At 63.8% G+C, this 14,527-nt stretch carries 16 protein-coding genes and 2 pseudogenes; 11 read left to right on the forward strand and 7 right to left on the reverse strand.

Features of this window, described 5'->3' with window-relative positions:
- Nucleotides 1-22: 22 nt before the first annotated feature.
- The 3 genes from KWO_RS17330 to KWO_RS22645 form a co-directional block, all read right to left on the reverse strand.
- Nucleotides 23-892, reverse strand: coding sequence for an alpha/beta hydrolase family protein (locus KWO_RS17330; protein ID WP_010374804.1), 870 nt, complete (start codon nucleotides 890-892; stop codon nucleotides 23-25).
- Nucleotides 892-1,986: a DUF3182 family protein gene (locus KWO_RS17335; protein ID WP_010374805.1), complete on the reverse strand. Its 1,095-nt coding sequence runs from the start codon at nucleotides 1,984-1,986 to the stop codon at nucleotides 892-894. The genes KWO_RS17330 and KWO_RS17335 overlap by 1 nt, the downstream gene beginning before the upstream one ends.
- 87 nt (nucleotides 1,987-2,073) lie before the next feature.
- Nucleotides 2,074-2,238 carry a hypothetical protein gene (locus tag KWO_RS22645; protein ID WP_010374806.1) on the reverse strand — a complete coding sequence of 55 codons (165 nt, stop codon included), beginning with the start codon at nucleotides 2,236-2,238 and terminating at the stop codon, nucleotides 2,074-2,076.
- Between the two features lie 405 nt (nucleotides 2,239-2,643).
- On the opposite strand from KWO_RS22645, the gene KWO_RS17340 reads away from it, so the two are divergent.
- The 4 genes from KWO_RS17340 to KWO_RS17355 all read left to right on the forward strand — a co-directional run bounded on the left by KWO_RS17340 (nucleotide 2,644) and on the right by KWO_RS17355 (nucleotide 5,022).
- On the forward strand, nucleotides 2,644-2,925 hold the full coding sequence (locus KWO_RS17340) for a hypothetical protein (RefSeq protein ID WP_003486531.1): 282 nt from the start codon (nucleotides 2,644-2,646) through the stop codon (nucleotides 2,923-2,925).
- 52 nt (nucleotides 2,926-2,977) lie between these two features.
- Complete coding sequence (locus tag KWO_RS17345; protein WP_010379292.1) at nucleotides 2,978-3,253, forward strand: hypothetical protein; 276 nt, start codon at nucleotides 2,978-2,980, stop codon at nucleotides 3,251-3,253.
- A gap of 78 nt (nucleotides 3,254-3,331) precedes the next feature.
- Nucleotides 3,332-3,925: a DUF4142 domain-containing protein gene (locus tag KWO_RS17350; RefSeq protein ID WP_010374814.1), complete on the forward strand. Its 594-nt coding sequence runs from the start codon at nucleotides 3,332-3,334 to the stop codon at nucleotides 3,923-3,925.
- A gap of 209 nt (nucleotides 3,926-4,134) precedes the next feature.
- Entirely contained in the window at nucleotides 4,135-5,022 is an 888-nt protein-coding gene (locus tag KWO_RS17355) for a TIGR01777 family oxidoreductase (RefSeq protein ID WP_017112300.1), read from the forward strand.
- A 274-nt stretch (nucleotides 5,023-5,296) separates the two neighbouring features.
- On the opposite strand, the gene KWO_RS17360 is transcribed toward KWO_RS17355, so the two are convergent.
- A complete protein-coding gene (locus KWO_RS17360; protein ID WP_010379286.1) occupies nucleotides 5,297-6,148 on the reverse strand; it encodes a hypothetical protein in 852 nt (283 codons plus the stop codon).
- Between the two features lie 242 nt (nucleotides 6,149-6,390).
- Between KWO_RS17360 and KWO_RS17365 the strand changes: the two genes are divergently transcribed.
- The 4 genes from KWO_RS17365 to KWO_RS17380 all read left to right on the forward strand — a co-directional run bounded on the left by KWO_RS17365 (nucleotide 6,391) and on the right by KWO_RS17380 (nucleotide 9,175).
- Entirely contained in the window at nucleotides 6,391-7,827 is a 1,437-nt protein-coding gene (locus tag KWO_RS17365; protein ID WP_010379283.1) for a Do family serine endopeptidase, read from the forward strand.
- Between the two features lie 116 nt (nucleotides 7,828-7,943).
- Complete coding sequence (locus KWO_RS17370) at nucleotides 7,944-8,306, forward strand: hypothetical protein (RefSeq protein WP_010374821.1); 363 nt, start codon at nucleotides 7,944-7,946, stop codon at nucleotides 8,304-8,306.
- Between the two features lie 3 nt (nucleotides 8,307-8,309).
- On the forward strand, nucleotides 8,310-8,795 hold the full coding sequence (locus KWO_RS17375) for a hypothetical protein (protein ID WP_010379281.1): 486 nt from the start codon (nucleotides 8,310-8,312) through the stop codon (nucleotides 8,793-8,795).
- The gene (locus KWO_RS17380) at nucleotides 8,792-9,175 is read left to right on the forward strand and encodes a hypothetical protein (protein WP_010379278.1); all 384 of its coding nucleotides are present in this window, start codon (nucleotides 8,792-8,794) and stop codon (nucleotides 9,173-9,175) included. The genes KWO_RS17375 and KWO_RS17380 overlap by 4 nt, the downstream gene beginning before the upstream one ends.
- Before the next feature lie 280 nt (nucleotides 9,176-9,455).
- Here KWO_RS17380 and KWO_RS22650 read toward each other — a convergent pair whose 3' ends face one another.
- The gene (locus tag KWO_RS22650) at nucleotides 9,456-9,602 is read right to left on the reverse strand and encodes a hypothetical protein (protein ID WP_017112299.1); all 147 of its coding nucleotides are present in this window, start codon (nucleotides 9,600-9,602) and stop codon (nucleotides 9,456-9,458) included.
- Nucleotides 9,603-9,764: 162 nt separating this feature from the next.
- Between KWO_RS22650 and KWO_RS17385 the strand changes: the two genes are divergently transcribed.
- The 3 genes from KWO_RS17385 to KWO_RS17395 all read left to right on the forward strand — a co-directional run bounded on the left by KWO_RS17385 (nucleotide 9,765) and on the right by KWO_RS17395 (nucleotide 13,139).
- Nucleotides 9,765-10,871, forward strand: coding sequence for an AI-2E family transporter (locus KWO_RS17385; protein WP_010379270.1), 1,107 nt, complete (start codon nucleotides 9,765-9,767; stop codon nucleotides 10,869-10,871).
- 119 nt (nucleotides 10,872-10,990) lie between these two features.
- Complete coding sequence (locus tag KWO_RS17390; RefSeq protein ID WP_010379269.1) at nucleotides 10,991-11,728, forward strand: HAD family hydrolase; 738 nt, start codon at nucleotides 10,991-10,993, stop codon at nucleotides 11,726-11,728.
- 40 nt (nucleotides 11,729-11,768) lie between these two features.
- A complete protein-coding gene (locus KWO_RS17395) occupies nucleotides 11,769-13,139 on the forward strand; it encodes a leucyl aminopeptidase family protein (RefSeq protein WP_010379268.1) in 1,371 nt (456 codons plus the stop codon).
- A gap of 45 nt (nucleotides 13,140-13,184) precedes the next feature.
- Here KWO_RS17395 and KWO_RS17400 read toward each other — a convergent pair.
- Nucleotides 13,185-13,930, reverse strand: a pseudogene (locus KWO_RS17400) (anti-sigma factor family protein).
- Nucleotides 13,927-14,435 (reverse strand): annotated as a pseudogene (locus KWO_RS17405) (RNA polymerase sigma factor). Before KWO_RS17405 ends, KWO_RS17400 begins: the two co-directional pseudogenes overlap by 4 nt.
- Nucleotides 14,436-14,527 lie beyond the last annotated feature (92 nt).

The following is a 14,527-nucleotide window of genomic DNA, read 5'->3' on the forward strand; positions in this document are numbered from 1 at the left end:
TCATGCGCCTCATTCCGGGTAACTACCCTGAGGTCTTCTCCACCGCACGGATATCGCCACGAAATACAGGCGCAGCCTGTTCCAGTTGGGCCGCAGCAGCACCCTGCTGATCCTTGAGCAGTTGCTTGCGTGTGGCCACCACTTCCTTGGCCAATGCGATGCGACGGCCGACGACCATTTCGGTCAGCCAGTCGATCAGTGCACGCGTGTACTGCTGCTGATGTTCCTTGATGCTCAGCGCATGGTCGGCGCCGGCAATCAAGCGCGTCGTGAGCGAACGCGCCTGCACGAAGGCCGCTGCGTAATTCTGCAACACAGGCTGTGGCACGATCACATCGTGCTCGGCTTCCACCAACAACACATCCCCCTTGTAGTTGGCACACGCGGCCAAGGCGATATTGTCTTCCGGACGCAGGCGCTGCTGGCGATAGGCCATCAGATCGGGGTCGGCATTGAGGCTGACCTTGGGCTGGTCCCAATACGCATCCTTGTAGAGTGCAGGCGAACGCAACGCCAGCCATTCCACCGGGCGCTCGCGCGTGAGCAACGCCGACAGATAACCGCCGTAGCTCAGCCCGACCACTGCGATGGACTGCGCATCCACATACGACAGACTTGCCAACTGATCATAAGCGGCCTTGATGTCGTCCAGGTTCTGCGCGCGCGTCACAGTCTGGCGCATCGATGCGTAGCCTTCATGGCCGCGCAGATCGAAGGTCATGCAGATGCAGCCTAGGCCAGCCGCCTCGCGCGCGCGCACCAGACTGTGGTGTTGACTGCCGCCCCAACCGTGCACGAACAGGACCGCAGGCATGCCCGAGGGTGTCAGCAAGGTGCCACTGAGTGCATCCTCGCCGACAGGAATATCGATACTGGAAAGTTTGGCTTCCATTACGTCGCAGAGACCCTCCTGTATTTGTAACGCGGCCCCGGCCCGGATTGGGTTGCGCGGTAGTAGACCTGCGCATCGGCCGGCGGCTCGCCCTGATAGATTTCATGGGTGGACGCAGTGACCCACTGCAATGCGGGGTCTTGCTGAAATGCGGCGACTGCAGCGAGTTCGGCCGGTGTAGCGCCGCCAATCCGCCACGATTGTTCAAGCACGCCGCACACCTGCACGTGGCCAGCATCTTCCCCGCTCACCACATCATAGTTGCGGCGTGAGATCTGCAGCTCAGGATAAGCAGCGGTGATGAATCGATCGTATCTGCACGCCTGTTCGACCACCCGCTGCTCAAGCGGCGGCAATGCGGTGGCCATCAACGCCTCCAGCGATCCGCGGAACACGCGCAGCGCCGAGCCACCGTAGACATCGGTGCCATCCAGGTTGGGCACGCTGCATTGCGTGCCGTAGTAAGCGACCTGGATGCCTGCGACGCACAGCTCGCCCACGCTATGCGTCAGGGGCTGCAGGATATTGCGCTCCAGCACCGCGCCATGCGTGGCTAGATAGGTGTCGGGCAGGCAGTCCAGCACCTGAGTGAGCTGCATTACGTCAGCAACGCGCCACTGGTCGTTACCACCCACGCCGGTCGGCAGCTTCAAGCGCACGCCTCCGTCGCCAGACAGCGCCTCGAATGCATGTATCGCATCCTGACGAGAAAACACAGTGAAGCCCGGCAACGTGGCGGGAATCAGTGATGCGGCCAGCGCCTGATTCCAGCCTTCGGTACGTGCTGCACTGTCGTTGATCAATGGGTGACCAATCACCTTGGTCGCCAGAAACGCATGCGGCACGATTCCTCCGAGCAAATCGTCAGCGCCATGGATGCCGAATCCACGTGCTTGCGCCGTGGTCAGCGTGTCATCGGGCACATGAAAGGTGCCGGCATCGATGACGCCATCACCGGCGACGCCGGCATCGCGCACCCCCAGCAATCGCGCAATCTCACTGCACACCCACGCATGTGTGGCGCGCTCGTGACCATGCTCGGGCACACGGCGCGTGGCGTGCCCAAGCACTTGTCGATGGTGCGTCTGTACCATGACCTCTCCCCTGCGGCATGACCGCGCGTCGTTGCTGGCCTCGGTCGCAGCTGAGGAACGGGTCTGATGTGCGTTGGTGCTAGCGCCTTATTTCAGCGCCAGATACAGGCCTAATACGATCAAGAACACCACGATCAAGCTGACGGCGATACGCCCACCACGCAGCTCCAATAGGGCATGCCACCACACGCGTGCTTCTGCTGTGCCGCTGGCATGATGCGGCTTACGGCCACTGGTCTCGCTGTCCTGCATCCTAAGTACTCTCGCTCCATCACGTCGTTCTCCACCATAACGATCAGACGTTACACAAGTGTGGAGCGGTTCAGAATCTTCCGTAAAATTCGGCAGTGCACGAGCGAATTTGCCTGATCCGATAGCAATGTGCACATCTGCCTGCCGGGTGTAGCCCGCGCTCGGTAGCAGAGCGAGGCGAGCCCGCTGTCTTCGTTCGACGAAGTGGCTGCCGGCGCGTCATGTCGTGTGCGTTGACGACATGCATGCATCTGCATGCATCGCGTATAGAAACGCCGAAGTAGCCTGACCAATTAAGCGTGCGTCGCACTGCCACGCTGCAATGGTTGGGTTCGATGATCATTCGTTGACATACCCGCAGTTACTCTGCAGGTCAAGTTTGTTTACCCCGGAATACGTCAAGTCATGAGCAGAGATCCATCCGTCATCGATGTACAGGCCGAAATCGCGCATTGGCAGGCGCGGCATGCTCAGGGGAACCTGGGCGCAGGCAAGTTCAGCGAGTTGTCCCCGGTGGTGAAGATGGCCTGCGATATTTATTTGCAGGCACCGCGTTCGAGCGATCAGGAACGTCTGCGCCTGTTCCGCGACCGCTTGGAGCACCACTTCATTTCATCCAGCACACAGTCCAACTACGAACAGTTGGCCACCGATTGCTGGCAGCGTTTGGGTGCACGCAATAGTTGAGTTCGCAGTATCGAGCAGTACGAGCAGTACCTGTTTTTCATTGGAGATTGTCATGAAAACCCCGTATCAAGTGCAGCAGGAGCTGGAACGACTGGAGCGGTTGGTTCCGCACATCGTCAGCGACCAGGGCGACCGCGCGGAGGAAATCCTTGGCTTCCACGTTGCCAGTCTGTTGGGTAGCGCCCCGGCCAGCGAACACGCGTTGATTCGCGAACGCACCGCACGTATGGCACGCACCTGTCGCAGTGCGCAGGATGCGGTGCGCTCGCCCAAGGTACCTGTCAGACCATTGGGTATGGCGCCCGTTGCCCAGCCGCAGTGGGCCTAACCGACGCATCTCCGGAGCCGCATCGCGGCTCCTTTGCATTACACACTCGGCAGATGCCAATTCTTTTTCAGGACCCCCATGAAATCCACGCTCATCACTGCTTCGTTGTTGGCCATGCTCTCCCTGACCGCGTGCGATCGCCCTGGCGGCGATGCGTCGCGCACCGCACCAGCGGTGTCGCCCGAACCGACAGCTGCGCCTGTCAGCGGCAGCGGGGCGACCGAATTGGCCAAGGGTGATGGCGCAGTGCTGGGCGTGCTGGCGGCCATCGACGAAAACGAGATTGCGCTCGCCAAGCAGGCCATCGAACAGGATCTGGGGGGCGCCACTGGCGACTTCGCGCAGCAGATGCTGCACGACCACGAAGCGAACCTCGAAAAAACCAAGTCGCTTGGCGCAGCCGGCAGCCCGCGTGCTGAAGCCATGCGCGCCAAGGGCAAGGCTGCAGTGGAGGCGCTGTCCAAGACGCTGACCTTGCCCGACGGCAAGGACGCATACCGCAACGCATTCATGCGCAACATGGTGATCGACCATGGCGACACCATCAAGATTATCGATTCGGAACTGCTGCCCGCCGCCGAAAGCGCACCGGTCAAGCAGCATCTGGAAGAGACCCGCCGCGTGGTCTCGGCGCATTTCGAACGCGCCCATGCGGTGTCTTCGTCCAAGTAAGCAGCTGACCACGCTGCTCCCTGCAAACGCGCCGACTAGTCCGGCGCGTTTGTGTTTAGCGGCCCGCACAAGCTGCTGCCTGTGAGGCACTTCGGCCACGCAAGAAGGCGGCCCAGCGCACAGCCGCGTGCCTATGCCCGTGCCAGCTTCACCTCGCTTGGCGTGATCCTGGCCTATGGTGCCGCATCGATTCGGCCCAGGAGCCCTCCATGCATCTGCTCATCACCGGCGGCACCGGCTTCATCGGACAAGCCTTGTGCCCGGCATTGCTGCAGGCAGGCCATCAGGTCAGCGTCCTGACCCGCGACGTACGACGCGCCAGGCACACTCTGCCCGGCGTCACAGCAGTGGAGACGCTGGACGGGGTGCAGGCCGATGCCGTCATCAACCTGGCCGGCGAGCCGCTGGCCGCAGGCCGCTGGACCGATGCCCGCAAGCAGCGTTTCCGCGAATCGCGCCTGGGCATCACCCATCAGTTGCAGAACTGGATCGCGCAGCAGCCGGCCGCGCAGCGTCCGACCGTGCTGATCTCCGGCTCGGCCGTGGGGTATTACGGCGAACGCGGCGATACCGCACTGACCGAAGCCGACCCTGCCGGCGATGATTTTTCTGCATTGTTGTGCCGCGACTGGGAAGCGGCAGCCAACACCATCAGCGCGCTCGGCCCGCGCGTGAGTTGGGTGCGCACCGGTATCGTGCTGGATCGCGATGGCGGCGCACTGGCACGCATGCTGCCGGCATTCCGTTTCGGCGGCGGCGGGCCGTTCGGCGATGGCCGGCACTGGATGAGTTGGATCCACCGTGCCGATATGGTCGCGCTCTTGCTGTGGCTACTGCCGCACGGCCAGCCCGGCGCCTACAACGCAACGGCACCCAACCCGGTGACTAATGCGGAGTTCGCGCGCACGCTGGCCAAGATGCTGCACCGCCCCGTCCTGCTGGCCTTGCCGAGCGGCTTGCTACGGCTGGGCTTCGGCGAGATGGCCGACCTGTTGCTGATCAGCCAGCGCGTGCTGCCGCAGCGTGCGCTCGATGCCGGCTTCCACTTCCAGTACGCCCAGCTGGACGCTGCGCTGCGCGCCATTCTTCAGCGCTGAGCGGCGGCTAGACGTGGGAATCGAAGAAGCTCCATCTTGTGCACGAGTAACGCAGCGACGCACGAGAGAGGTTTTCAAACAGAGCTCATAGAACTCCGCCGAAACGGCCGAGCAGGCCGCGACGAACGAGTGCAGACGAACGATTGCATAAGACTGCGACAGGAAGGCCGAAAAAATCAGCCACAAAAAAGCCGACGCTGTTGCACAACGCCGGCTTTTCAACAGTACACGTGGTGCATGCGCTGCACGCAGCCTACGCCTCAGCGTAAGGACCTTAGCGCGTCACGCGCTTTACGGCCTTTTTTCCCACTGCTTTGCGGGCAGCAGTGGTCTTTGCCACCGCACGTGTTGACGGGGTCTTGGTGACCTTGGCAGCCTTCTTCAACGCGGTTTTGGTCACGGCCTTCTTGAGCGGAGCTTTCTTCACTGCGGCCTGTTTGGTTGCGGTCTGCTTGGCGGCCGGCGCCTTCTTGGCCGCGGGCTTGGCCAGCGTCTTGGTAGCCGACTTCTTCGCTGCCGCCGACTTGGCCGCTGCCTTCTTCGCTGCCGAGCGAGCGTTCACCGTTGCAACAGCGGTCTTGCGTGCTGCGCTCTTGGCGGCGGTCTTGGCGCTGAGTGCAGCTGCTTCGGCCTTGGCATTGGCCTTGGCGGTTTCGAGCTTGCGCTTGGTGTTGGCCTTGGTGTCGGTGATCTTCTTCTTGGCCGCAGCACTGGTGCTGCTCAGTTTCTGCTTGGCGGCATCGGTGGTCGAGGTCAGCTTTTGCTTGGCAGCGTCCTTGGTCGACACCAGCTTCTGCTTGGCAGCGTCTTTGGTGGCGACCAGCTTGTCCTTGGCAGCGTCCTTGGTCGCTACCAGCGAGCGCTTGGTCTTGGCCACGCTACGCTTCACTGCGGTGGCCGCTTTGCCAGCTTTCTTGGCCACATTCTTTTCGACCTTGACCACCGCCTTGCGCGCTTTGACCACACGCGTCTTGACCTCTTCCACCGCCGTGCCTGCAGCTTCCTGCACGCTGGCGACCGCCTCGCTGGTGGTGCTGGCGATGGTCTCGGTCAACTCGGTGGCGGTGCTTTTTACGCTATCGACGGCGTCGGACAGGGTTGCCGTTACACCATTGCCGTTGCTCATAGACCCTCCTTAAGGGCATCAGTGCGGGAAATCGGGCGATGCACGACCGCACGCAACATGCTGAACAGGCATCGGATGAAGCGGACGCTACGCCGGGCCTGACGGGCTGTCAACGCAATCGGGGCAACGGATGCGCGGTACTTTCACCGGCAGTTAAATTGCACGCAGGCACTCTCGTTCAGCTTGATTTACGCAGTCAGACGCCCTATTCCTCTTCCACCGCGTAACCCGGAATCCGTTCCATGCGACCGCTGCCCACACTGCTGACTCTTTCGCTGGCCGCTGCCTTCGGCGGATTTGCCGCCACCGGCATCAACGCCTGGCTCGACAACCGCGCCGAAGCCACGCCGCCGAGCAATGCCGCCTTTACCCTGCCCACTGCCGCCGCGTTGCCGGCCGCAGTCGCCGGCCAGCCGGTGCCGTCACTGGCGCCGATGCTGCAGCAGGCGATGCCGGCAGTGGTGAGCGTCAACACCAAACAAGTGGTGCGCGTGCGCAACCCGTTCTTCAACGACCCGATCCTGCGCCGGCTGTTTCCGCAGGTGCCACAGGACCGCATCAACGAATCGCTGGGGTCGGGCGTGATCATCGATGCGCAAAAGGGCTACGTGCTGACCAATCACCACGTCATCGAAAATGCCGACGACGTGCAGGTGACTCTCGGCGACGGGCGCACGGTCAAGGCCGACTTCATCGGCTCCGACGCCGATACCGATATCGCCTTGATCCGCATCAAGGCAGACAACCTCACCGACATTAAACTGGCCGACAGCAACGCGCTGCGCGTGGGCGACTTTGTGGTGGCGATCGGCAACCCGTTCGGCTTCACCCAGACCGTCACCTCCGGCATCGTTTCAGCGGTGGGGCGCAGCGGCATTCGTGGGTTGGGCTATCAGAACTTCATCCAGACCGATGCCTCGATCAACCCCGGCAACTCGGGCGGTGCGCTGGTCAATCTGCAAGGCCAGCTGGTGGGCATCAACACCGCTAGCTTCAATCCGCAGGGCAGTATGGCCGGCAATATCGGCCTGGGTCTGGCGATTCCGTCCAACCTGGCGCGCAACGTGGTCGAGCAACTGGTGACCAAGGGCGTGGTCGTGCGCGGCACGCTTGGCCTGGAAACGCAGAACCTTACCCAACAGATGCTGCAGGGGCTGGGCGTGGATTCGTTGCGCGGCGCCTTGGTGACGCGCGTGTTGCCAGGTTCCGCAGCGGCCGCCGCAGGCGTGCAACCCGGTGATGTGGTGGTAGCGGCCAACGACCAGCGCGTGGACAGTGCCGAGGCGCTGCACAACTATGAAGGCCTGCAAGCCGTAGGCAGCGCGGTGACCTTGGACATCCGTCGCGACGGCAAGCCGCTCAAGCTCAAGGCCACGCTAAAAGAGCAGGACCGCGCGGTGACCGGCGACATGCTCGATCCACGTCTGACCGGCGCCACCTTCGTAGACCTGCCCGAATCGCTGCGTCAGTCCGGCATCACCGGGGTGATGGTGAGCGAGGTCAAACGTGGTGGTCGCGCCGCAGCCAATGGGTTGGTGACCGGCGATGTGATCGTGGCCAGCAGCGTGGGCGAGTTTGCCGACCTTGCCAGCTGGCGCGCCAATTTCCAGCGCAAACCGCAGCAGCTGGTGGTGCGCATCTTGCGTGGCAACGCGCAGTACGACGCGCTGATGCGTTGACACCCTGTGTACCCGCAATTGCTTCCACTAACGCCTCCTACACCCCCCCGATGCTATTGCTACTGCTCGACCGCACGTGAGTGGCGGCTGCCATCAATGACCGAAGGAGATATCGCATGAGCCCCACCAATACCGATCAGCTGAAGGAAAACCTGAGCGAAGCCGGCACCCACCTGAAGTCGGCAGCCAGCGCCGCCGGCGAAGCCGTCAAGGGCGCCACCAGCGCTGCTGGCGATGAGCTCAAGCTCGGTCGCGCCAACGTCAAGGCCGAACTGTCGGACACCGCGCTGGCCGGCATGGCCGCAGCTGAGTTCGGCGGTGCCGCTGCCAAGGAACAGATGGACGTGCTGGTCGCCAAGGGCAACGATCTGCTGGAAAGCGCCACCGACCTGATCCGCGAGCGTCCACTGGCTGCCTTCGGCGTGGCCTTCGCCGCCGGCTGGGTCATTGCCAAGCTGGCACGTAGCAACGACAACTAAGTCGTGAGCGATCAGGCCTCTACAGCTGCCGGAACCGACGCGCCCAATGCGCGTGCGGAAACGCCAGGACTGGACGAAAGCGTACGTGCGGTCGGCGCTGCCGGGCGTGCAACGCTGGGCTCGGCCAAGGACACCAGCCGCGCATTGCGCCGGCTGGTGTCGGCCGATCTGCAACTGGCACGCAGCGCGTTCGGGCGCGGTTTGGCGTGGGCCTGCGTGGCCGTGGTGTTTGGTGCCTCGTCGTGGTTGTTGCTGGCCGGTGCGATCATCGCCCTGCTGCAACGTGTCGGGCTGTCGTGGTTCCAGGCGATGTTCTTTACTGCGCTGGCAAGTTTGTTGGTGACCGGCATCGCCGCGTGGCGGGTGTTCTTCTACTTCGACCACACCGGCCTCAACGCAACGCGCCGTCAGCTCATCAAGTTGGGCATTTTCGATGACCCCAGCGAAGATGAAGATGCCGCGACGCCTGCCAGTGGAGCACGCACATGAAGTTTGGAACCTTGCGTCAGCGCGTCGAGCGCGCCGAGTTTCTGGTGGAAGGACGTGCGCAAGAGACGCGTCTGCATTGGAGTGAATTACGCCAGACCTGGCGTGCCGGCTGGTCCCCGCTGCGGATCGTGACAGTGGGCTTCGGGCTGGGGTTTGTCACCGGTCGCAACGAGCCGCAGGCCGCACTGGGCAGCATCGCCGGCAAGCTGGGCGGTATTCCGAAGATTCTGCAGATGATCAGCACGATCTCTGCAATGTTCACTGCGCACCGCGCGCAGGAAGCGTCCGACCAGGCCGAACGTGCGGCGGACAATGCCGAAGAAGTTGCATCTGATCCACCGGTTGCAGTGGTGCAGGTTCCGGTCGATCGCGCGGCCTGACTCAGGCCAGCTGATCGCGGCGGCCGACGGTCTGGTGGGCTGCCGCATTGAGTGGCAGCAGGTTTGAAGTCGCATCAACCAGCCGCTGAACCAGCGCAGCCGAAAAAGCACGCAATGGAAAGATGGGCGTGTTTAATTCTTGAGATGCCCGCAGCACTCGTGCAGTTGGTTCTGTGCTAGTTGGAGAGAATTAGTGCTAGACCACACCGGCTGATGATGTTTGCGCCATCGATATCCGTCAGACGACTGCTGGCTGTGTTTTGCTAACCCCCTCTGAGCTTCAAAATGGATCGAGCGCCATCACCGGCAGCTCGATTTCGCAGCACTCGTGCGCCTGACCGCCACTCGCACGCAGTAGGCTGCTGGCACAGTCGAAGCTGTGTTTGCGCTGCGATCCCAGGGCTGCTGACAACGCCACCTTGACCACCGACCCGGCCTCTGGAAACGGCATCAGTGCGCACGCGGCCGAGTTCGCCAGGCGACCACCCGCTCACTGACACCGCGCCCACAGATTCTGTGCGCACCGTTGACGCATTGGCCCGATAATGGCGCACCGCTGGCAGCACGCCAGTCTGCTGCCAGGGCGCGCATGTCTCTTTCCGTCGACTCATCGGATGCCGCCGTAGCGGCAGATTCTCTTCCGCCCGCACCGGCGCCCCGCCCACGCGCACCTGCTTCGATGGTGGTGCTGGCCACGCTTGCCGTTGGCTACACGCTGTGGGCGGCGCAGACCATCATCCTGCCGGTCATGCTGGCCGCGTTTTTTGCATTGATCGGCAACCCAATCCTGCGTGGCCTGCGCAAGCTGTATATCCCGCGGTTTCTCGGCGCCTTACTCATCCTGTGCCTCGGCCTGGCCGGCACCGTAACCCTGGCCGTGCAATTGGCCGGCCCTGCCGCCGAGTGGGCGCAGCAAGCACCGCAGCAGATGCGCCAGATTGCGCGCGATGTACGCGATCTCACCAAGCCGGTGATGCAGGCCAATCAGGCGGCGGAAAATTTTGCACGCGCAGCCGGTGGCGAAGGCCAGCGCGGCGTGCAGATCGTGCGCACGCAGATGGACGACCCCTACAAGGCACTGGTGCGCACGCCCAAGCTGGCCGCCTCGGTGCTGGCAGTGGTGCTGCTGACGTTCTTTTTCATGGTGTACGGCGAAAGCCTGCAGCGGCATGCGATCGCCTTGCTGCCGAATCGACAGCAGCAACGCTTCACCACTGAAATCATGCTGGACATCGAACGCGAGGTTTCGCGCTACGTGCTCACCATCAGCGTGATCAATACGCTGGTCGGGCTGGTGTTTGCCGGCATTTTGTATGCGCTGAAGATTCCGCTGCCCGAAGCGATCTTGTGGGGCACGGTGGTAGCGCTGCTGAATTTTGCGCCGTATGTAGGTCCCTTGATCGGCGTGATGCTGATGCTACTGATGGGGTTTGTGGAATTCCGCGGCACCTTGTCTTCGCTGTTGCCGGCAATCCTGTACCTGGCGCTGCACACCATCGAAGGCCAGGTGGTCACCCCCATCGTGCTGGGCCGGCGCATGGCGATCTCACCGCTGATGCTGATCTTGGCGCTCATGCTGTTTGGCTGGGCGTGGGGCATGGTGGGCCTGCTGCTGGCGGTGCCGCTGCTGGTCTGCATCAAGATGGTACTGAGCCGAGTGGAAGGCATGCAGCGCTGGGCGCGGTTGCTTGAGTAACCGGGAATCCGGATTGGGGATTGGGGATTCGCAAAGGCTCCTACGCAGCAGCCCTGCAGCCGCGCTGCTTTACCCATTCTCCATTCCCGACTCCCTATTCCCGGCATTACAATCGAGCGATGAGCTTCCACATCCGCGCCATCACTCTCGACCTCGACGATACGTTGTGGCCCTTTGCGCCGATCGGGGCGCGGATCGATCAGGTGCTGTACGACTGGATGCGCGAGCACAGTCCGGTCACCGCCGAGCGCTTTCCGGTAGAGGCAATGCGCGAGCTGCGTGAGCGTAGCTTTGCCGACAACCCGCACCTGCATCACGACCTCAGCGCGCTGCGTCGGTTGACGCTGGAAATGGCGTTGCGCGACAGCGGTGGCGATCTGGCGTTGCTGGAGCCGGCCTATGAAGTCTTCTATGCCGCGCGCAACCAGGTGGAATGCTATCCGGACGCGCTCGATGCACTGGCGCGCATCGCCGCGCATGTGCCGGTGGCCGCACTCAGTAACGGCAATGCCGATCTGCAGCGCATCGGGCTGATGCACCACTTCGCGTTTCAGCTGGGCTCGCGCGAACACGGCAGCGCAAAACCCGACCCGAGCATCTTCCTGGCCGCCTGCGCCAGGCTTGAGGTGCCGCCTTCGGAAGTGCTGCATGTAGGCGACCATGTGCGTATGGACGTGCTAGGTGCGCTGGATGCCGGCCTGCGCGCTTGCTGGATCAACCGCGAAGGGGCGGTGTGGTCGCACCCCACCCAGCAACCGGATCTGGAATTCGACAGCATGACCGGGCTGGCCGATTGGCTGGACGCGCAGCAGCCGCACCCCGGCCCCGCGCACGCCGGCATCACCCTTCCCGCCTGAGCCCATTGCTCGGCGCACGGCGCCGCATTCGAGGATTCCTATGTCGCACCTCACCGGTTTCATCGATTCCAACGCCGCGGCCTTGCCGCTGTATGTGCTCGACCGCGAGAGCTTTACGCGCTGGTGCGCGGAGCAGCCCACCCGTGTGCTTTCGTGGGCGCAGGCGCAGCGTTTCGATGCCGCGCCGGGCAGCGCGCTGTTGTTGCCAGGCGACAACGGGCTGGCCGGGGCGATCCTCGGTATCGGCGACCGTGCAGATGCCTACGCTTACGCGCACGCGCCGATGGCATTGCCGCCGGCCAGCCGCTGGACGCTGGCCAACTCGCTGAGCGATGCCGAGCAGGCGTTGCTGCATCTGGGCTGGGGATTGGGCGCTTATCGCTTCGCGCGTTATCGCAAGGTGCCGCGTGCGCCGGCCGAACTGGCAGCCACGCCGTCGGCACAGACGCGCGCCTTGATCGAGGCCTGCCTGCAGGTGCGCGACTGGGTTAATACGCCTACCGAAGACATGGGCCCGCAGCATCTGGAAGACGCCACGCGCGCAGTGGGCCAAGCGCATGGCGCGCAGGTCAATGCGATCGTCGGCGAGGCATTGCTGGCGCAGAACTTCCCTACCATCCATGCCGTGGGGCGTGCGTCGCATCGCGCGCCGCGCTTGATCCAGTTGCAGTGGGGCGACACGGCACATCCGCATCTGGTGCTGGTCGGCAAGGGCGTGTGCTTCGATACCGGCGGGCTGGATCTGAAGCCGGCCGATGGCATGCGCAACATGAAAAAAGACATGGGCGGCGCAGCGCATGCGTTGGCGCTGGCCGGGCTGGTGATGGCGCAGCAGCTGCCGGTGCGGCTGACGCTGTTGATTGCGGCAGTGGAAAATGCGGTGGGCCCGGATGCGTTCCGCCCCGGCGAGGTGATCACCACCCGCGCCGGCGTGACGGTGGAAGTGGACAACACCGATGCCGAAGGCCGCTTGGTCTTATGCGATGCGCTGAGCTATGCCACCGAGCAGCGCCCGGACCTGATCCTGGATTTCGCCACGCTCACCGGTGCGGCACGCATCGCACTGGGCCCGGACTTGCCCGCGTTGTTCGCCAACGACGATGCGCTGGCCCAGGCCTGGATCAGCGCCGGCGAACAGACCCGCGACCCGGTATGGCGCATGCCGCTGTGGCGCCCATACCTGCGCTATCTCAACAGCCATGTTGCCGATATGGCCAACGCCGGCTCGCGCATGGCAGGCGCCGTCACCGCCGCGCTGTATCTGGAACGCTTCGTGGCCCCGGGCCAACACTGGGCGCATCTGGACGTCTACGCCTGGAACGACAGTGACCGCCCCGGCCGCCCAGCCGGCGGCGAAGCGCTGGCCCTGCGCTCGGCGTTCGCGATGCTGCAGCAGCGCTACGGCGGCTGAGCGCGGCAGCGGAAAGCAATCACTCCACGCCTTCCGCTGTGCTGATCATCCCTGGCTACGCAATAACGGCGCAATCATGCGCATGCGTGTTTGCGTCGCCGGGCCGACCAGTGCGAACGCGGTATCGCCTTCGGCCCAGTACTGCGCCAACAGACGGCCATCGCGACGTTCGCCGCTCGGCATCGGACCGCTGCGTGGGCGCAGATTCAGGCCAATGCGCGCGCCGTCGGCATCGCTGTAGACCAGCATCGCGGCTGCGCCCTCCGGTGTAGACAGTAACTGCCCACCGCGCAGCGTATAGCCTTGCGCACGCAGATCCGGCACGACGCCTTCGTTGCCGAAATGCGTGCGCAACCACGGTTCCAACTCCGCGCGGTGCTGCACGTCCAACGCAACGCCCTGATGCGTGGCGGCGTCGGCGAACAGGCGGTACGCAGCGACTGCATCGGCCATCGGTAAGCGTTGGCTGGCGACCCGGCTCGCATGCAGCTGCCAGCCCAGCCCGGTACCCAGGCCTCGTGCCAGCACGCAACTGGCGGCCACAGCAAATACGGCACGCCGGCGTTGTTGCAGGCCACGGCGAATGGCCGCAGGTGTGAATGCAACCGCGCTCAGCTCCGGCGCCAGGCCTGCATGCGCGGCACGTAGCGCTTCGGCATCGCGCTTCCAGCCAGCCACGCGCGCGGCCTGCGCGCGATGCGCCTGCAACCAGGCTGCCACTGTTGCTCCGCCGCCAGGCGGCCATCGACGTAGGCGTGCAGCGCGTATTCGTCGGGCGATGTGGTGGTCATTTCAGGATCCTCAATGCAGGTGCGTGGTTCACGTGACCGTCGTTCACTGCGCGCAAGCGTTCGCGCGCACGCGACAGGCGCGACATCACCGTGCCGATCGGGATGCCGAGGGTGTCGGCCACCTCGCGATAACTGAAACCCTCCACGCTGACCAAGAGCAGCAGGGCGCGCTGCTCTGGTGGCAACAACGCCAGACTGGCCAGCATGGCGCGCCCGTCATGCACCTGTTCGGCAGACGCCGACTGACTGGGCTGTTGTGGCGCGAACAGGCCCACCACCCGCTGCCAGCGCGCGGCACGGCGCTGCCCATCCAGGAACTGCCGGTACAGAATGGCGAACAGCCATGGCTGCAGGGCCTCGGCGGTATGCCGGGTACGCCAACGCCGCAGCGCGCGCTCCAGCGTGGCTTGCACCAGGTCGTCGGCGCTGGCGGGCTCAGCGAGCGCGCGAAGCGGCGCAGGGCCGGCAGCACGGCGCGCAGTTGGTCATCGTCCAGAGCATCCATTGGCAGGTTTGGTAATGAGATCACACAGTAGACGCACTGGAGCGTGGACTATTCCACCATCGTGCGCGTGCGGCAATTTTGCTGGTGATCAA

This window comes from Xanthomonas vasicola pv. musacearum NCPPB 4379 (assembly GCF_000277895.2).
GTDB lineage: Bacteria > Pseudomonadota > Gammaproteobacteria > Xanthomonadales > Xanthomonadaceae > Xanthomonas > Xanthomonas vasicola.